The following is an 18,562-nucleotide window of genomic DNA, read 5'->3' as shown; positions in this document are numbered from 1 at the left end:
CTCATCCCCCGTCCACGAGCCGATATAACAGGCTGAGGGCGTGCCCGGCGTCCTCGGCATCGGCCCCGCCGGTGGCTGCCATATCGACGAGGTCGCCCACCGCGCGCCCCGCGTACCCGTCCACGAGGTTTGTGAAGTCGGAGTCGTCGGCTCGCACGACGAGGTGGGTGCGGGACTCGCGCAGGTATGCGGATGCGAACACGGCGTCCCAGGTCTCCAGCAGATCGTCGATCCTCGCGCGCAAGGCCACCCCCACGGTTCCGGTGAGCCCGAGTTTGAGCACGGTGCGCGGCTTGTCCTGCACGGTCTCGATTCTCTCGGCGAGGGAATCGAGGTCACCGTCCGTGTCGATTTGCGCGTCCACGGCAAGGAAGGACCATCGTCCGGTCCGCAAGGGCGTGACCTCACAGGAGCCCCTGTGCCCGGATGCGGCACGTCGATCGAGTTCGACGAGCAGGACATTCCCGGAGTCCTTTTCGACGTCGTCGAAGTCAGTGGTCTCCGGACTTCCCGAGAACCAGATCCTCCCGCCGGTGCCCACCCGGGTGACCGAGTGCCGGTCCCCGAGGGCCACATAGTCCAGACGCTCGGAGTCGATAGCCTCCTCCAACGTGGACACGGCGATCGCCTCCACCGACGGTGAGTGCCCTCCATAAATCTCGTCGGTGCCACCGTGCGCAACGAGGATGCGAACCCCGTCAGTGGGATCGAGCGAGGCCAGTAGTGCTGGCAATCGTGAGGGGTCGGGCCGTTTGGAGGTCCAGGGGACGCCGACCACCTCGACGCCGGGAACGACCTCGACCGGGCCCGAACCGTCGAGGACAACGACTGCACCGCCTTCGAGTGCCGGAGAAAAGTCCCTGCACCGGAATACCGAGGACACGTCCAATGGGTCGTGGTTGCCCGGCAGCACCAGTACCGGCACCGGGAAGGCAGCCAAGGCTTCCACTGCTCGAAGTACCACCGATCGGGGTACCGCGTTGTCCTCGAAGACGTCACCCGCGACCACCACGAACTGCGTGCCGTGCCGCTCGGCGAGCTTACCGAGCGCGTCTACGGCCGCGAGCCTATCGGCAGTGAAGACGGCCTGGGATTCATCGCCGAGGAACCGCCGGGTCATCCCGAGCTGCCAGTCGGCCGAGTGGAGGAATCGGATGGTCTCCTCGTCCCGTGGGTTGGTCATGGCCGCATCGTAGGTCGCGGGTCCGACACGTTCCCCAGCGGAGGTGCGACTCATCTCGGTCGGTACCTGCTAAATGCGTCGAGGAAGTCCTCGAGGTCCGCTACCACCCGCAGTTGTTCGAGCGGGTCGTTCGTCGCCGCGGCAGCGAATCTCCGGGTGACGGGCGCGTCCAGCAGGTCCTCGAGACCCGCTGGCACAGGGGACGGCAAGGCCGGCAGGATCGGGTCCCGACCCCACAGTGCCTCCTCCACGTCAACGGACATCTCGTCGTCGTCGCCGTCGCCGCGGAGGACGGCGCCGAGTTGTTCGGGCCGCAGGCCCCGCAGCGCGAACATCACCTCCGGCCGGGCGTCCCACCACTCGACCATGATGTAGGCCGCCGCCAGAACGTGTCGGCAGGGGCCTGGCTGGACCGGACAGTGGCAGGAAAAAGCGGTCGCACCATGGACTGCCGGCAACAGCAGAAATCCGACGGTGTCGGAGAAGTCCCCTGCCAAGGCACCGAGAACTCCGTGCTCCTCCCGCCTGAGAGCGGTCCGCAAGGCATCCGAATCCGTGCCGTCGAGCGGTGCGAACGTGAACTCGACTGTAAAGGGCGCGGGCCTGCTCCCGGCGACGTCACACCTGACCGACCGCCCCGAGTGGTCCAGGGAGAGAACCTTGTGGTTACGGGCCTCCTTGCGGGCCATGTATACGTCACCACGGGAGATGCCGGACTCGATGTCACTCGCCCACCGCCTGCTCCACATGTGCGAGCCGAACTGGCCGGCCCGCGACCTGGCCGGGATTCCGGTCGAGCCGCTCATAGTTCGTCCCGCCCCTCGTCGGTGAGCTCGACGAGCGCGGCGAGGTCTGCGTCCGCCAACTCGGTCAGCGCGCCGGCCATCGGGCCCAGGGTCAGCTCGGCGAGATCCCGCTTGGCCTCGAGAAGTTCGTCGATTCGGTCTTCGACCGTCCCCGGAGCGACCAACGTACGCACCTGCACCACCCGCGTCTGGCCGATGCGGTGGACCCGATCGGTCGCCTGGTTCTCCACTGCCGGGTTCCACCAGCGATCCAGGTGAACCACATGGTTCGCCTGGGTAAGGGTCAGGCCGGTCCCACCCGCGCGTAGCGACGCAAGCATCACCGGAGGGCCGTGCGGTGCTTGGAACTCCTCGACCATCTGTGCACGCCCGGCGGCCGTGACACCGCCGTGGAGGAACGGCACCGCTGTGGCAGCGCGCCGCTCGAGTAGCGGCAGGATGAGATCGCCGAACGCCCGGTACTGGGTGAACAGCAGGACCTTCTCCCCCGCGTCGATGATCTCAGTGAGGACCTCGTCCAGAGCGGCGAGCTTGCCTGAGCGGTGGCGGCCGCCGCGAAGGAGTGCCGAGCCGTCCCCGAGGTAGTGGGCGGGATGGTTGCACACCTGTTTCAGGGCGGTCAGTCCCGATAGGATGGCGCCCTTACGGGCGGCTCCCTCGGATTCCTTGACCTGCTCCATCATGTCCTCGACGACCGCCCGGTACAGGGTCGCCTGCTCACGGGTCAGGGGCGCATCCACCCTGATGTGCTGCTTCTCCGGCAGATCGGCGACGACCCTGGGGTCGGACTTGAGGCGGCGAAGTACGAACGGGGCCGCCAATGCCCGCAACCTCGAGGCCGCAGCCTCGTCGCGGTGGGACTCGATGGGAACCGCGAACCGCGCGCGGAACGTGCTCGCCGAGCCCATCATCCCCGGATTGGCGAAGTCCAGCACTGCTCGCAGTTCGTCCAGTCGGTTCTCGACCGGTGTCCCGGTCAGCGCAATCCGGTGGTCTGCCGGGATCGCCGACACCGCCCGCGCCACCGAGGTGGTGGGATTCTTGACAGTCTGTGCCTCGTCAGCGACTAGGCGTCGCCATGCCACCTGTGCAAGGAGCTCGGCGTCCCGGGTCGCGGTGCCGTACGAGGTCAGGACGAGATCGGCAGCTCCGAGTAGTGCGACCGCGTCGGCGCCCCGTTCCCGTTCCGGGCCGTGGTGGACGTGGACCCGCAATTCCGGGGCGAACGTCGCCGACTCCCGTGCCCAGGTGGCTACCAGGGTCAGCGGAGCTACGACCAAGGTGGGGCCGGTCCGGCCCCGCGAGTACTCGGAGGCGGTCAGTGCGAGCACCTGCATAGTCTTGCCGAGGCCCATATCATCTGCCAGAACGGCACCGACATCCGCGCTGGACAGCGCGGCCAGCCAACGCACCCCCTCCACTTGATAGGGACGTAGCGTGGCGCCGAACCAGGATGGCAGGTCGACCCGGATCGACGACGACGGCACCCAGTCGAGAGTCGTGGGAGCCTCGATTTCTACTCCCTCCCCCTCTTCGGACATCAGGGCGGCGACGAGGCTGGGGGCCGTGACCCGACCTCCCCGCCTCGCGGCGAGGAAGCGGGCAGCCCGACGGAGCGCTCCCGGATCCGCCCGAACCCATTGCCCTCGGAGCTTGACCAGGTCGGAAGCCGCATCGAGAAGCATTTGTGCCTCTGCTGCGTCAATTGGGATGTCGTCAACGACCATCTCCCAGTCCACATCCGCCAGTTGGTCGAGGCCCAGGCGGCGACCGGAGTCGATGTTCTCCGTGCCGGGTTCCCTCACCGCGAGCCGCACCGCGGTCCTCACCCTGGTCCACGCTCTCGGCAGCAGGACCTCGATTCCCCTGCCCCGCAGAGACTCCACGCCCTCGTCGACCAACTGGACCACCAGCTCGGTGGGCAGCAGCAGGTCCGGGCTCTCAGCGAAAGTAACGGCGCGCCCGAGCGGTGACCACGATCGGACCGCCCTGTCGACGACATCGCGCACGGCGTCACCGACGGCGGACGAATCGGGCAGTTCGGTGAATGGCCGAAGCGAATCGGTACCAGTGCGCACGAGGACCTCCAACCGCCACAGACTCTCCCCGGCCGCGCCACTCCCGGTCTCGTCGTAGATATCACTCCGACCGACTCCGTCATCGCCCGACGGCTCGACGATCCGGAACACCACCTCGACGTCCCGCGCCGCCGCCGCTCGGCCGAACTCGTTGACGGCGTCAGCCAAAGCCTGACCTCCCGATGCCACGACCCCGCCGCTGATCAGCGCGGTGCCCAGTTCGCTCCGCCTATCCCCTGCAAGAGATGCGAGGGCCATCCGGGCGTGGCAATCGGCCAACGCGGCGATAAGCCTGTCGAGGTCCTCACGGCTCGCCACCAGTCCGTGACACCGAGACAGGCTCTCGGCGATCCATGCGGACACCACAGGCGACCGCGCGAGGGCCCAGGACGCTTCCCACCCGCCCTCGGAACGACCGACGAGAGGCACGACGTGGCCGGCGCGTACGAAAGCGGCCACACCTAACGAGAGAACCGCAAATGCACGCAACCCGGGCCCGACCCAGTGATCATCAGTGTCGAGCATCCCGCACAGGTCGACCGCGGCTCCGACCGAGACCCGGATACCGGGCACGGTCGCCGCCCGAACCCTGCCCTCCACCGGGACACGGACTCCGATCCGGTGCGTCAGTGAGTACTGCTCGAGTGACCGGACCACGTCCGGTGGAGCTCCCGCACGCCCCACAGCTGTGACGGAGGCAGCCGGAGCGATCGAACCCGGCCTGCGCAGTCCCGTCTCACACCAGAGTCCGACGACCCCGGATTGCCACACGGCGTGCAGTCGGGGTTCGGCAGTCGGGGTCACGCCCACATGTAAGCACGCCGGTCCGACAGTAGGCCGGGCGTCCCCCGTCCGAGGACTGCGTCGCTATCCACAGGGGCGTGCCTCTCCACAGTCGCGTCGCGACGACGCCGCTACGGGTGGGCCTCGGCGCTCCCGGCGTTCAGACTCAATCCGTGATCCGCATACCCCGCGTCCGGTTGTGCGCCCCAGCGGTAAGCCGCGTCGTGCCCCCTATCGCTCCTCGTGCACTCGCGCTGATGTCGACCGTGCTCGTGGTGCTGGCCGGCGTGGTGTGGCTGGGACACCCTCGTGGTTCGGTACCAGGCAGCCCACCGCGGGGGGCGGTAGTCGCTCTGCTCGACGCAGTCGACGTGGTGGACTATCGAAACCCCGCTCCGGGATACGAGCGGGATTGCTCGGGCGCGTCCGCCTGCGTGTTTGGGCCAGCCTGGAGTGACGCCACCGGTGCCCCTGGGTCAGGGAACGGGTGCTCGACCCGCCACGATGTCCTGGCCCGCGACCTTGCCGGCGGCACGCGGGCGCCCGGGGGCGCGTGCGAGGTGTCCGGCGGAATCCTGACCGACCCGTATACCGGCAAGGTGATTGACGCGGGCACCGCGGGGTTGCGCAGTATCCACGTCGACCACGTCTACCCGCTGTCGGCGGCGTGGGATCTCGGGGCGTGGGCGTGGCCTGCGTGGCGCCGTGCGGCGTTCGCCAACGACGTCGATCGCAATCTCCTCGCCGTCAGCGCCGCGGTCAACACCGGCAAGAGTGACTCGACGCCGGCGGACTGGTTACCTCCGGACCCCCGTCGTCACTGCTTCTACGCTTCCCGGTACCTGACCGCCGCCGTCGCTTACGGCCTGCCCGTGACCAGGGCCGATCACGAGGTGCTCGCAGGCGCGGCACGGCGGTGTCCGTCTGGACCCCAGGGCCGCTGATCAGTGACGGTCCGAACCCCCACCGGAGCGACCGCGGAACCCGCCACCGCGACGGTCGTCGTCCTCACGACGGAAGCTTCCGCGGTCGTCACGCCTGTCGTCGCGATGGTCACCGCGCCCCCTGTCGTTGAACCGGTCTCCACGGTCGCCACGGTCACCGCGGTCCTCGCGACGATGCCCTCCACCGCGCGGCTTGCCGCCCCGATCATCTCGGAAAGACGACGGACGACCCGATGGTGCACCCGAATCGGGACGGATGTCGATCTCGGAACCACCCACCCGGATTCCCTTCATCGAGTTGAGCTGGTCCGCGGGGAGATCCGCTGGCAATTCGACGATCGAGTGGTCGAACCGGATCGAAATGCGCCCGATATCGCCGCCGCGGAGCCCGGCCTCATTGGCCAGAGCGCCCATTATCGACCCGGGCTTGACGTTGTTCCGCTTACCGACGGCGATCCGGTATTGGGACATGTTCTTCCCCGAGCGCGACGGGCGGGGCCCGTCGGAGAAGTCCCTCGACGGGCGTTCCCGGCGATCGTCTCTGCGGTCGTCGCGGCGCTGCGGGCGCTCGGGTTCGCGCATGAGAAAGTCGTCCGAGTTCCGCGACTGGGTCGCCAGTGCGGCCGCGATATCGGCCATCGAGACCGAATGCTCGGAGGCATACTCCTCCACCAGCCGGCGGAACAGCGCGATGCTCGGGTCGTCGAGACTCTCGGTGATCGACTGGGCGAACTTCGCCATCCGCATCTCGTTGACGTCGTCCACACTCGGGAGCTGGATCTCGGTAAGCGGCTGACGGGTGGCGCGCTCGATCTGTGAGAGGAGTCGGCGCTCGCGCGGGGTGACGAAAAGTAGGGCCTGACCACTCCTGCCGGCACGACCGGTACGGCCGATGCGGTGGATGTACGACTCCGTGTCGTGCGGGATGTCGTAGTTGACGACGTGGCTGATCCGCGGGACGTCGAGACCCCGGGCGGCGACGTCGGTCGCTACCAGGATGTCCGTGCGACCGTCCTTCAGCGCCTCGATCGTGCGTTCACGAAGGTTCTGCGGGATGTCGCCGTTGATTGGCGCCGCAGAGAACCCCCGGGCACGGAGTCGCTCCGCCAATTCTTCGGTCGCGGATTTGGTGCGAACGAACAGGATCATCGCGTCGAAGTCCTCAACCTCGAAGATCCGCGTCAGCGCGTCGAGCTTGTCACGATGGTTGACCAGAACGTAACGCTGCTGAATTGTTGGCGCCGTCGACGTCTTTGATGCGACCTTCACCTCTGTCGGGTTGGTGAGGTACTTCTGCGAGATCCTACGGATCGCGGCGGGCATCGTGGCGGAGAACAGGGCGACCTGAGTCGTCTCCGGGGTGTCGGACAGGATCCGTTCGACATCCTCCTGGAATCCCATCGCGAGCATCTCGTCGGCCTCGTCCAGGACGAGGTGCCGCAGGCCCGATAGGTCGAGCGTGCCCTTCTTGAGGTGGTCGATCACACGGCCGGGGGTGCCGACGATGATCTGTGCCCCGCGCCGGAGCCCCGACAACTGGATGCCGTAGGCCTGCCCGCCGTAGATGGGCAGCACGTTCACTTGGGGCATGTTAGCCGAGTACGTGACACAGGCCTCCGCCACCTGGAGGGCGAGTTCACGGGTCGGAGCCAGGATGAGAGCCTGTGGCTTCTTCAGCGACGGGTCGATCAGGGAGAGGATGGGAAGCGCGAACGCAGCCGTTTTACCCGTACCGGTCTGCGCCAGCCCGACCACGTCACGGCCCTCGAGGACCAGGGGGATCGTCGCGGCCTGGATGGCGGAGGGGACCTCGTACCCCACGTCCCTGACCGCCTGCGCGACGGCTGGGGCGAGCCCCATGTCGGCGAAGGTCACGTCGGGCTCGTCCTCGCCACTGTCCGTGGACGCGGCGGTGCCGGTGTGTTCCGGAGCGGGAGTAGCAGGTTCCGGAGCGGGGGCAGCTGGCTCGGGAGTGCTGGCGGCTGGCTCGGGCGTGCTGGCGTCGGTGTCGACCTCGTCGCCGGCAGTGGCGGTACGGTCCTCGTCGTTGTTGTCCATGAGGTTTTACATTCTACGGCGTAGGTGTGCTGATGAGCGACACGGCTTGCACTGGTCACTCCCCCACGGTCGCGCGGTTCGTGGACTCGTGGGTCTCCTTGGCGACTATCCACGGGACGGTAGCCATCAGGAGTAGCGCGCCTGACACCGCGAAGCCCGCCTTGTAGCTCATCAGGTCCACCACGAGACCCACGATCACCGGACCGAGGATCGCACCGGAGTCGCTGGCCATCTGGAAGGTGGCGAGGACCTTTCCGCCCGCCCGGTCGGCACCGATCACATCCGCGACCGCAGCCTGCTGCGACGGGTTGAGGATGCCCGCGCCTGCACCAGCGATGATCGAGGCCGCCACCAATAGCGGAACGGTGTCACACCAACCCAGGATGAGGGTGGTGGTGCCGGAGATGGTCAGGCCGAGGATCACCATCGGGCGTCGCCCGTAGCGGTCCGACAGCCATCCCGCGAAGGAGATCACCGATGCGGTACCCACCGCAAACGAGGCGAGCGCGGTACCCGCGATTCCGGCGCCTGCATCGAAGGTGGCCGCGGCGAACAGCGGGATGATCGCGACCCGGACGCCGAACGAGGCCCACCCGTTGACAAAACTGGAGATGAGCGCGGCGCGGTACCCGCTGTGGCGTAACGCCTCACCCACGAGTAAAGGCTTCTGCTCGGAGGCCCCGTCCTCGGGAGAAGGTCGACGGCCACCTCTGAGGAAGACCGCCACCACGCCGGTCGCGACCAACAGTGTGCCCGCGTAGACGAAGAACGGTATTCGCATGCCGAACCCCGCCAACAACCCACCCAGCACCGGTCCTCCGATATTGCCGATGAGGAATGCGGTGGCATACAGCCCGGCGATCCGGCCCCGAGCGCCGGGCGGTGACAGCCTCGTGAGTAGGGCCATGGCGGAGATCGTGAACATGGTCGACCCAAGCCCACCGAGCCCACGGAATACCAGCAACTGCCAATAGTTCTGCGCCAAACCCGTTGCCAACGTGGACACCACCACGATCAGCAGGCCGGTCATGTAGACCCAGCGCTCCCCCAGCTTGTCGACGAGGAATCCACCGGCGGGCGCGAACACCAGCCGGAAGAACGCGAACGCGCTGACGATGACCGACGCCGCCGTCACCGAGACATCAAAGCTACGGGCGAACTGGGGTAGGACGGGAGCGACGAGCCCGTAGCCGATCGCTACGGCGAAAGCGGCCGCGACCAGGACCCAGACGTCTGCGGGCAGGCGGGTGCGGGGCTCCGGGTTTGGGCTGCCGGTAAGCGCGCCCCTCACGCGGAACGGAGCACGTGGGCGAGCACGTCGGCCCCGAAGTGTAGGGCGTCGACCGGTACCCGCTCGTCGACGGCGTGGAAATGACCGAAGACGTCGAACTCATCGGGAACACGCAGCGGCACGAAGCCGTAGCCGTCGATCCCCAATGGGGCGAGGTGTTTGTTGTCCGTGCTCGCGGGGAGGAGATAAGGCACCACGAGGGCGCCGGGGTCCGATTCGCGAACCGCGGCCCGGATCACCTCGATCAGCGGGGCGTCGGCCGGCGCAGCGATCGGAGGCTCCCAGATCCACTCCACCCCGACGTCGGGTCCGAGTACACGTTCAATATCGGCACGGAAGGTGTCCTCGCCGCCGGGGAGCACACGGCAGTCGATCTCCGCGTGCGCCTCGGTAGGGATGACATTGGTCTTGTACCCGGCAGACAGCACCGTCGGGGAAGCAGTGTGGGACAGCGAAGCTGCCACCAGGGGCCCGAAGTGCCCGAGAACCTCGAGTTGGTCCGGCAGGTCGGCGACCTCGCCGCTGCGTCCGGCGATCCGGCCGACCGCCGAGGCGAGCGCGGTGTTTGCCTCGGTCGGCTCCACTGGAAAGTCGAGTCCGGCCACCCGGTGCACGGCGCCCGCGATCGCGGCCACGGCGTTGTCCCGTGTCGGCCGCGATGCGTGGGCGGCGGTCCCGTGCGCTGTCACCCTGGCCCAGGCAACACCTTTCTCTGCGACAGCGATCGGGTAGAGCCGACGCCCGGCCACGGGGACTGACCAGCCGCCGACCTCGCTGAGCGCCTGGGTCATCCCGTCGAAGATCTCAGGTCGCTCACGGACCACCCACTTGGCGCCCATGATCCCGGCGGCCTCTTCGTCTGCGAAGAACGCGAGCAGTAGGGGACGCCGCGGCACGATGCCCTCACGCTTATAGTGCCGGATCACCGCGAGCATCATGCCGATCATGTTCTTCATGTCGACGGTGCCTCGTCCGTACAGCCAACCGTCCCGGATCTCGCCCGCGAACGGCGGGACGGTCCAGTCCTCGGCAACCGCTGGGACCACGTCGACATGTCCGTGCACGACCAAGCCGCCCGCGTCGGGGTCGCTTCCGTCGACCCGCGCGAACAGGCTCCCTCGCCCTGGAACCGATTCCACGAGCTCGCTGGCAATTCCGACTTCGTCGAGATAGTCCGCGATCCTGCGGCAGACCCTTGTCTCACCATCCCCGATCGTCGCCGGGTCTCCGGTGTTGGTCGAGTCGATAGACACCAGATCCGCCGTGATCGAGACGGCCTCGTCGTGCATACGCTGCCGCGCCTGCTCGGAGATCTGCTGGGCGTCGGTCATCCGAAACACATCCCTTCACCACGGTACGTGGGCCAGCGGCCCACCACGGCGGGCCCGTGTGCAGTCTCGTCCACCACGTGGAGTGTGTCGAACCGCTCGCACAATTCCCCGGCCTTGGCGTGCCTCCACCATGCGCGCTCACCGATGGGCACCTCACCGCGCACGGGTGTCTGGACCTCCCCGGCCCCCTCTCTGCCGAGGTATCGCAACCCCGCCGGCGCGGTGGGAACCGGAAGCCTGTCCCGGCCCGGGACCCCTGACGCGACATATCCCCCGTACAGGAACGTCGTAAGCCCTCGCGCTGGCGTCCGCACGGCGGGCAGGGCGAACAACAGGGCCGGCCGGGGGGTGAAAGTCCGATAAGCGTCGAAGAGTGCCGGGACGTACAAGCCCGATCCCGCAGTGACCTCGGTGACGGCGGGAGCAGCCGCGCTCTCCGCCACCGACCCCGAGCCGCCTGAGTTGATGATCTCCGGCCGCTGCCCCGTGATCTCTTCAATCGTGGACGCCACCGCCTGTCTCACCCCGACCAGTCGACGCATCGACAGCCGCTTCACGACGCCGATCCCCGGCACATCATCGGGCACCCCGGCAACCTGCGCCTCGTAGAACATCGCACCCACCACCCGGAAACCCGCATCGACGGCGCGCCGTACCAGCGGCTCCACTTCGTCCGGTCCGCGCAACGGGGAGCGGCGTACGCCCAGGTGAACTGGGCCCAGCCGCAACGAGGAGTCGACGTCGATGCACACCCGCGCGCCGGAGACCCCTGCCTCACGGGCGATCTCCAACTGCCGCGGGTGGTCGACCATAAGCGTTACGGACTCCAGCGCCTGCGGGTCGGTGCCGAGACGTCGTAGCGCCGAGCGGTCGACTATCGGGTATCCCATCAGGACGTCGTCACACCCCGATTCCACCAACCACAACGCCTCGGCCAGCGAGTAGGCCATGATCCCGCGGACGGATTCGTCGCCGCGCAGGCCGTCGCCCAGAACCTCACGCAGCACCCCGCGGGACCTCACGGACTTGCTGGCTATACGGATCCTCTTGCCCCCGGACCGGCGTTTCAGGTCGTTCAGGTTCGCCCGCAGGCTGGGCAGGTGCAGCGCCGCAAACGGCGCGTCGAGATCCGCGGTCGCGTCCTCGAGCGCGTCGACGGCCGTCGAGGGCACTCCGCCCGTCGGACTAAGCACCGTCCACCGGCCGGGCGTCACGTACGACGAGGTCGACCGCCCGATGGAGGAGATCGTTGGCCTCATCGTCGTTGCGGTAGATCTGCCAGCGCAGGCTGATGCCAGTGATGATCGACAGGACGACGCGCACCATGTCGTCAAGGCCCATCGCCCACCGCACGTCGGCGGACTGCGCCGTGCGTTGAAGCACCGATCGGACAATAGCCTCGTTGGATTCCTGCTGGTCGCGGGCCAGACCGACCTCGGGCAGCCCGTGGGTCCTCAGTGAGTACGACACGATCTCGTAGGTGAGCAACTGTCGGTCGGGAGAGGCGGAGATCACCGCCCAGATCAGGTCGATCGCCTCGTACAGCCGTCGTCGCAATCCCTCGGTGCCGCTGATCCCCGAGTCGAAGTCGACGCTCACGAACGCGCGCGCGGCCTGGTGGACCTCCGAGTTCACCGCCCCGATAACTTCACGGAGAAGTTCTTCTTTATCCGTATAGCAGTAGTGAACGACTCCCAGTGACACGCCCGCGCGCTCGGCCACCCCGCGGACAGTCACCGCACCCAGTCCATCGTGTTCGGCGATGTCGAGGGCGGCCTGGAGGAGCTGCGCGCGGCGCTGATCGGCAGGAAGTCGTTTGGTCACGTGACCATCGTACGACGACGAACTGGACGTGCACACCGTTCACAGCGACCATTCCCCTGCCGCTTCTCGTCAGCGCCCGGCACACCAGGTCAATGGTCCAGGACTGCCTCCCATCTCACCCCGGGCGGGTAATCTTTCCTGCCATGACGTCCTCGGTAGCCCCCTGGCAGAACTGGGCCGGCAATGTGCTGGCTTCCCCGTCGGGCCGTTCGGTCCCGACCACCGTCGGGGAGGTCAGCGAGGTGGTCACTCGAGCGGCCGAACAGGGCACCAGGGTCAAGTGCGTGGGCGCGGGCCATTCCTTCACGCCAGCGGCTGCGACGGACGGCGTGCTCGTGTCGTTGGACGATCTGGCCGGAGTGGAGTCGATCGTCCCGACCCTGGGTGCCGACGGCCAGGTCAATGGGGCGGATGTCACCGTGTGGGCGGGCACGCGGTTGCACCGTCTTGGCCCGCTCCTGTGGGAGCTGGGACTGGCACAACCGAATCTCGGTGATTTTGCGGAGCAGTCCCTCGCCGGCGCTGTGTCGACGGGGACCCACGGCACGGGATGCGCAGCGCAGGGACTCCCCGCCACCGTCGTGGGACTGCAACTCGTCACCGCCGACGGGACGGTCCTCACCTGTTCCCGCGAGTCCAACCCGGACGTGTTCGAGTCGGCCCGCCTCGCTATCGGTGCGCTGGGAATTATCACCAAGATGACCATCCGCTGTGTCCCGGCGTTCGTCCTGAGAGCCGAAGAGCGTCCGTGGACCCTGTCCGCCGCGTTGACCGACTTGGAGGGCTTCGCGCGGTCAGCAGAGCACGTCGAGTTCTTCTGGTTCCCCCATACCGACGCGATCAACATCAAGCGAAACACCCGGTTGACCAGAGACGCCGACCTGCGTCCAGTGGGCCGCATCCGCGAGCTGTTCAACGACGAGTTCCTCTCCAACGAGGCATTCGACCTGTCGTGCCGGGCCGCCACCTGGCGGCCTGCGCTGACCCCCCGGCTCAATCGGATCGCTTCACGGGCGCTGTCCGCCCGCGAATACACCGACCGGAGCTACCGGGTCTTCGCCTCGCCGCGGCGGGTCCGCTTCCGCGAGATGGAGTACGCGGTACCCGTCGAGGCCGCGGCGGGAGTGCTGAGGGATCTTCGGGACACCATCGACCGTTCCGGCATTGTCACACCGTTCCCCGTCGAGGTCCGGTTCGCCGCTGCGGACGACGTATGGATGTCCACCGCGTACGGCCGCGAGGTCTGCTACATCGCCGTCCATCAGTACCACCTGATGGACCACACCGAACTCTTCCGTCTGGCCGAGGCGATTTTCCTCGCCGCCGACGGGCGCCCACACTGGGGGAAGATGCACACCCGCACCGCGGAGGACCTGTCCGCGATGGTGGACCGTTTCGACGACTTCGTCCTTGTTCGTGACAGTCTCGACCCGGATCGGGTGTTCGGCAACGACTACACCGAGCGGGTGCTCCCATAGCGCATGGCCCCGCGCAACTTACGTACGGTAGAGGTTCGAGCCCGGCCGCAGCCTCCGCCGCCCTGACCTCCAGGAGTCCCCAGTGACCGATCGAGTGCCCGCTAAATCCGACTTCTCCGGTCCGGCTGCGGGGGTGGTCGTCGCCGCTCTCCGCCGGGCAATCCGGAGCCAGTCCGGTGCTGCTCGCACCTATGTCCGCAAGGTGCGGGAGAATCACCCCGACGAGAGCCCGGCTCAGCTCCGCAAGCGTCTCGACAGCCGATTTCTGGCAGCGGTCACCGCTTCCGGGGCCGCAGTGGGCGCCACGGCCGCCGTGCCGGGTATCGGCACAGTCCTTGCCTTCGGAGCAATCGGTGCGGAGTCGCTACTTTTTCTCGAGGCCGCCGCGTTCTACACGATCGCCGTGGCCGAGGTGCAGGGCGTCGACGTCCGTCACGATCGACACGAGGAACTGCTGGTCATGACAGTCATGCTGGGGGCCTCTGGCACAGCAATCCTGGCCGACGCCGTTGGCTCGTCGGGCCGATCGGCGGCAGGAGTGTCGCTGGCCGGCCGAGCACTCCGCGTACCCGGGTTGACCGAGATCAACCGCCGGATGATGAGCCGTTTCATCAGGAAATTCGCCGTGAAGCGGGCAGGGCTCGCCGTGGGCAAACTGGCACCCGCGGGGCTCGGCGCCGCTGTGGGTGGGTGGGGCAATAGGAAGCTGGGGCGGACGGTCGTGGAGACCGCAGATGCCGCGTTCGGCGCGCCCCCGGACTCGTGGCCCGCCGCATGAGGGGCCGGTGACGAGCGACGGCATCCCCCTGTCAGGTGAGATCGGAGAGCCCGCCATGGGCAGAAGGTCTAGCCTGGATCCATTGACGTGTGAAACCCACCACAGAACCAGAGAGGCACCTAGAGATCGTGAGCAACAACGTCTCACAGTTCGGACAGAACCAGTGGCTAGTAGACGAGATGTACGCGCGGTTCGCCAAGGACCCGTCCTCCGTGGACAAGTCCTGGCACGAGTTCTTCGACGCCAACCCGGAGGCCGCCTCCTCTTCCGGTGGTGACTCGACCAACGGCACCTCCCCCGGCAGTTCGGGCGGGAAATCCGGCGAGAGCAGCCGGCCCCGATCGGGAGGTGGGGGCAGCGGGAAATCGGTCACGTCCGACAAGAAGCCGTCCGAGATCACCGTCGACGATTCCACCCCCCAGGCGTCCGCGAAGGACATCGCGGCCAAGCCCGCTGCCGACGCCTCGCCCAAGCGCAAGGCCCGCGGCGAAGGGGTGCCCGCCCCAGAGCACAAGTCGGAGACGCGGAAGAAGTCCGATACCGCGGCGACGAAGAAGCCGTCACGCCCCGCGTACGAGCCTCCCGCGGAACAGGAGAGCAAGGTTATCCGGGGCGCGGCCAACGCGATCGTCAAGAACATGAACGCGTCGCTGACCCTGCCCACCGCCACCTCCGTTCGTGCGATCCCGGCAAAGCTGATGATCGACAACCGGGTGGTCATCAACAACCATCTCAAGCGCACGCACGGCGGCAAGGTCTCCTTCACCCACCTCATCGGCTACGCGATGGTCCAGGCCGTGAAGGCCTACCCGAACATGAACAACCATTTCGCGGAGGTCGACGGCAAGCCGAACGTCGTCACCCCGACGGGGATCAACCTCGGCCTCGCGATCGACATGAAGACCAAGGCCGGGCGGTCGCTGGTCGTGGCCGCGATTCGCAACTGCGAGACGATGGACTTCAGCGGGTTCCTCGATGCCTACGAGGACATCGTCGTCCGCGCCCGTGAGGGCAAGCTGACGATGGACGACTTCTCCGGCGTCACGATCTCACTGACCAACCCTGGCGGCATCGGTACCGTGCACTCGGTCCCACGCCTGACCGTGGGCCAGGGCGCCATTCTCGGCGTGGGCGCGATGGAGTACCCGGCTGAGTTCCAGGGCGCGAGCGAGGAGCAGCTGGCGGAGAACGCCATCGGCAAGATCACCACTCTCACCTCTACCTACGACCACCGGATCATCCAGGGCGCCGAGTCGGGCGAGTTCCTACGGGAGATTCACCGGCTGCTGCTAGCCGACGAGTTCTACGACGAGATCTTCGACGTCCTCGGAATACCCTACGAGCCGGTCCGGTGGCGTCAGGACATCACGGACCCCCGGGTCGACAAGGATGCCCGCGTCCTCGAACTGATCGCCGCATACCGTAACCGCGGTCACCTCATGGCCGATATCGACCCGCTCGACGGGAAGCACGCACAGCGACGCCGGACTTTCCACCCGGACCTCGACGTCAATTCGCACGAACTCACCCTGTGGGACCTCGATCGTAAATTCTCTGTCGGCGGCTTCGTCGGCAAGGACAAGATGCGGCTGCGTGACGTGCTGTCCGCTCTGCGTTCTGCTTACTGCCGCAAGATCGGTATCGAGTACACGCACATCCTCGAGATCGAGCAGCGCCAGTGGATCCAGGATCGTCTCGAGGGGGTCGACGACAAGCCGACCGTCGCCGAGCAGAAATACATCCTGTCCAAGGTGAACGCCGCCGAGGCGTTCGAGACCTTCCTTCAGACCAAGTACGTCGGCCAGAAGCGCTTCTCCCTCGAGGGCGCCGAGTCGGTCATCCCCATGATGGATGCCGTCATCGACGAGGCCGCAGAATTCGGTCTGGACGAGGTCGTGATCGGCATGCCACACCGCGGGCGGCTCAACGTCCTCGCCAACATCGTGGGCAAGCCCTACCGTCAGATCTTCACCGAGTTCGAGGGCAACATGGACCCCTCGGCCGCGCACGGCTCAGGAGACGTCAAGTACCACCTGGGTGCCGAGGGCATCCAATACCAGATGTTCGGTGAGAACGAGATCAAGGTCTCTCTGACCGCCAACCCCTCCCACCTCGAGGCTGTCGACCCCGTCCTGGAGGGCATCGTTCGCGCCAAGCAGGACCTCATCGAGGACCCAGAGTGGCGCGCCGAGTACCCGGTCGTGCCACTCATGCTGCACGGTGACGCCGCGTTCGCCGGCCAGGGCGTTGTCGCGGAAACGCTGAATCTCTCCCAGATCGAGGGGTACCGCACGGGCGGCACGATCCACATCGTCGTCAACAACCAGATCGGTTTCACCACGGCACCCGAGGCCGGTCGCTCGAGTCAGTACTCCACGGATGTCGCCAAGATGATCGGCTCGCCGATCTTCCACGTCAACGGCGACGATCCCGAGGCGTGTGTGCGAGTGGCACGGCTGGCGATGGACTTCCGTCAGCAGTTCAAGAAGGATGTCGTGATCGACCTCGTCTGTTACCGCCGTCGCGGACACAACGAGGCCGACGACCCGTCGATGACGCAGCCGCGGATGTACGAGGTGATCGACGGCAAGAAGAGCGTCCGCCAGTCCTACACCGAGGATCTGGTCGGTCGTGGCGACATCACCGAGAAGGAAGCTGAGAACGCTCTCCGTGACTTCCAGGGCCAGCTCGAGCGGGTCTTCAATGAAGTCCGTGAACTGGAAAAGCACCCGGTGAAGGCCTCCGAGTCGATCCTGCCCAACCAGCCACTGCCCAAGCGGCTGGTGACGGCGGTGGACGAGTCGATCATCCACGCCATCGGCGACGCCTTCGGCAACATGCCCGAAGACTTCCACATCCACCCGCGTGTCAAGCCGGTCTACGAGGCTCGGCAGAAGATGGCCTACAACGGCAACATCGACTGGGCGTTCGCCGAACTACTAGCGATCGGTTCCCTCGTCAGGGAAGGCCGGACGGTGCGTCTGGCCGGGCAGGACTCTCAACGCGGCACCTTCACGCAACGCCACGCGATGGTCGTCGACAAGACCACATCGGAAACCTACTCTCCGCTGCAGAACCTCGAGGACGCCGAAGGGCGTTTCGAGGTCTGGAACTCGGCGCTCACTGAGTATGCGGGCGTCGGGTTTGAGTACGGCTACTCGGTGGGCGATCCCGAAGCGCTCGTGCTGTGGGAGGCGCAGTTCGGTGACTTCGTCAATGGTGCGCAGACCATCATCGACGAGTACATCTCCTCCGGTGAGGCCAAGTGGGGACAGAAGTCCTCCGTCACCCTGCTCCTACCGCACGGTCACGAAGGAATGGGGCCGGACCACACGTCCGGTCGCATCGAGCGGTTCCTGCAACTGTGCGCGGAGGGATCGATGACCGTCTCCCAGCCATCCACTCCGGCCAACTACTTCCACCTCATGCGTCGTCATGCCACCGACGGCATCAAGCGTCCGCAGGTGGTCTTCACGCCTAAGTCGATGCTGCGGAACAAGAAGGCCGTGAGTGCGCTCTCGGACTTCACCAACGGCAAATTCCGGTCGGTTCTCGACGACCCCACGTTCGCAGACGGTTCGAAGGACGCGAGCAAGGTCAAGACCATGCTGATGGTGTCCGGGAAGCTCTACTACGAGCTCGCAGCCCGCCAGGAGAAGGACGGGCGTGACGACATCGCGATCGTACGGCTCGAGCAGCTGCACCCAGTCCCGCACCGCCGTATCCGCGAGGCGCTTGACCACTACCCGAACCTCACCGAGGTCCGGTGGGTGCAGGAGGAACCGCGCAATCAAGGCGCGTGGAGCTTCCTCGCATTGGAGCTGCCGGAGCGCATCGACGACTTCCCGCCCCTCAAGCGGGTGTCGCGTCGGGCGATGGCCGCCACGTCGACGGGCCTGAGCAAGGTCCATGCAGTGGAGCAGAAGGCTCTGGTGGACGAAGCTTTCGCCTGACCCGATGAGACTGAGAAGGGCCCGACCGCTGAGCGGTCGGGCCCTTCTCAGTCTC

The 18,562-nt window shown here is 66.8% G+C and carries 12 protein-coding genes; 4 read left to right on the top strand and 8 right to left on the bottom strand.

The window, feature by feature from the left end:
• Position 1: 1 nt before the first annotated feature.
• From FQ137_RS09420 to FQ137_RS09410, 3 genes are read right to left on the bottom strand one after another with little or no spacing between them, the layout of a single operon-like run.
• On the bottom strand, positions 2-1,183 hold the full coding sequence (locus FQ137_RS09420) for a metallophosphoesterase (RefSeq protein ID WP_149292148.1): 1,182 nt from the start codon (positions 1,181-1,183) through the stop codon (positions 2-4).
• A gap of 50 nt (positions 1,184-1,233) precedes the next feature.
• The gene (locus FQ137_RS09415; RefSeq protein ID WP_149292147.1) at positions 1,234-1,989 is read right to left on the bottom strand and encodes a hypothetical protein; all 756 of its coding nucleotides are present in this window, start codon (positions 1,987-1,989) and stop codon (positions 1,234-1,236) included.
• Positions 1,986-4,871: a DEAD/DEAH box helicase gene (locus FQ137_RS09410; RefSeq protein WP_255583928.1), complete on the bottom strand. Its 2,886-nt coding sequence runs from the start codon at positions 4,869-4,871 to the stop codon at positions 1,986-1,988. The genes FQ137_RS09415 and FQ137_RS09410 overlap by 4 nt, the downstream gene beginning before the upstream one ends.
• Positions 4,872-5,107: 236 nt before the next feature.
• On the opposite strand from FQ137_RS09410, the gene FQ137_RS09405 reads away from it, so the two are divergent.
• Complete coding sequence (locus FQ137_RS09405; protein WP_149292145.1) at positions 5,108-5,794, top strand: HNH endonuclease family protein; 687 nt, start codon at positions 5,108-5,110, stop codon at positions 5,792-5,794.
• Here the strand turns inward: FQ137_RS09405 and FQ137_RS09400 are convergent, their stop codons facing one another.
• The 5 genes from FQ137_RS09400 to FQ137_RS09380 are packed head-to-tail and all read right to left on the bottom strand — an operon-like array spanning position 5,795 to position 12,298.
• Complete coding sequence (locus FQ137_RS09400; protein WP_149292144.1) at positions 5,795-7,852, bottom strand: DEAD/DEAH box helicase; 2,058 nt, start codon at positions 7,850-7,852, stop codon at positions 5,795-5,797.
• A gap of 55 nt (positions 7,853-7,907) precedes the next feature.
• The gene (locus FQ137_RS09395) at positions 7,908-9,143 is read right to left on the bottom strand and encodes an MFS transporter (protein ID WP_149292143.1); all 1,236 of its coding nucleotides are present in this window, start codon (positions 9,141-9,143) and stop codon (positions 7,908-7,910) included.
• Positions 9,140-10,474 carry a M20/M25/M40 family metallo-hydrolase gene (locus FQ137_RS09390; protein WP_149292142.1) on the bottom strand — a complete coding sequence of 445 codons (1,335 nt, stop codon included), beginning with the start codon at positions 10,472-10,474 and terminating at the stop codon, positions 9,140-9,142. Before FQ137_RS09390 ends, FQ137_RS09395 begins: the two co-directional genes overlap by 4 nt.
• The gene (locus FQ137_RS09385; protein ID WP_149292141.1) at positions 10,471-11,733 is read right to left on the bottom strand and encodes an alanine racemase; all 1,263 of its coding nucleotides are present in this window, start codon (positions 11,731-11,733) and stop codon (positions 10,471-10,473) included. The genes FQ137_RS09390 and FQ137_RS09385 overlap by 4 nt, the downstream gene beginning before the upstream one ends.
• The gene (locus FQ137_RS09380) at positions 11,660-12,298 is read right to left on the bottom strand and encodes a TetR/AcrR family transcriptional regulator (protein WP_149292140.1); all 639 of its coding nucleotides are present in this window, start codon (positions 12,296-12,298) and stop codon (positions 11,660-11,662) included. The genes FQ137_RS09385 and FQ137_RS09380 overlap by 74 nt, the downstream gene beginning before the upstream one ends.
• A gap of 143 nt (positions 12,299-12,441) precedes the next feature.
• On the opposite strand from FQ137_RS09380, the gene FQ137_RS09375 reads away from it, so the two are divergent.
• The 3 genes from FQ137_RS09375 (at position 12,442) to FQ137_RS09365 (ending at position 18,507) form a co-directional block, all read left to right on the top strand.
• The gene (locus tag FQ137_RS09375) at positions 12,442-13,776 is read left to right on the top strand and encodes a D-arabinono-1,4-lactone oxidase (protein WP_149292139.1); all 1,335 of its coding nucleotides are present in this window, start codon (positions 12,442-12,444) and stop codon (positions 13,774-13,776) included.
• A gap of 82 nt (positions 13,777-13,858) precedes the next feature.
• Complete coding sequence (locus FQ137_RS09370) at positions 13,859-14,554, top strand: hypothetical protein (RefSeq protein ID WP_149292138.1); 696 nt, start codon at positions 13,859-13,861, stop codon at positions 14,552-14,554.
• Between the two features lie 128 nt (positions 14,555-14,682).
• The gene (locus FQ137_RS09365) at positions 14,683-18,507 is read left to right on the top strand and encodes a multifunctional oxoglutarate decarboxylase/oxoglutarate dehydrogenase thiamine pyrophosphate-binding subunit/dihydrolipoyllysine-residue succinyltransferase subunit (RefSeq protein WP_188064875.1); all 3,825 of its coding nucleotides are present in this window, start codon (positions 14,683-14,685) and stop codon (positions 18,505-18,507) included.
• Positions 18,508-18,562: the final 55 nt, after the last annotated feature.

The organism is Dietzia sp. ANT_WB102 (genome assembly GCF_008369165.1).
GTDB lineage: Bacteria > Actinomycetota > Actinomycetes > Mycobacteriales > Mycobacteriaceae > Dietzia.
Note: the sequence above shows the minus strand (reverse complement) of the source record. Positions and strands in the feature narration are given on the sequence as shown.

What these genes read in the sequence shown, in the direction of transcription:
- FQ137_RS09415 (WP_149292147.1), bottom strand. Translation starts at nt 1,989, where the DNA reads ATGAGCGGCTCGACCGGAATCCCGGCCAGGTCGCGGGCCGGCCAGTTC.
- FQ137_RS09375 (WP_149292139.1), top strand. Translation starts at nt 12,442, where the DNA reads ATGACGTCCTCGGTAGCCCCCTGGCAGAACTGGGCCGGCAATGTGCTG.
- FQ137_RS09390 (WP_149292142.1), bottom strand. Translation starts at nt 10,474, where the DNA reads ATGACCGACGCCCAGCAGATCTCCGAGCAGGCGCGGCAGCGTATGCAC.
- FQ137_RS09385 (WP_149292141.1), bottom strand. Translation starts at nt 11,733, where the DNA reads ATGAGGCCAACGATCTCCTCCATCGGGCGGTCGACCTCGTCGTACGTG.
- FQ137_RS09405 (WP_149292145.1), top strand. Translation starts at nt 5,108, where the DNA reads ATGTCGACCGTGCTCGTGGTGCTGGCCGGCGTGGTGTGGCTGGGACAC.
- FQ137_RS09400 (WP_149292144.1), bottom strand. Translation starts at nt 7,852, where the DNA reads ATGGACAACAACGACGAGGACCGTACCGCCACTGCCGGCGACGAGGTC.
- FQ137_RS09420 (WP_149292148.1), bottom strand. Translation starts at nt 1,183, where the DNA reads ATGACCAACCCACGGGACGAGGAGACCATCCGATTCCTCCACTCGGCC.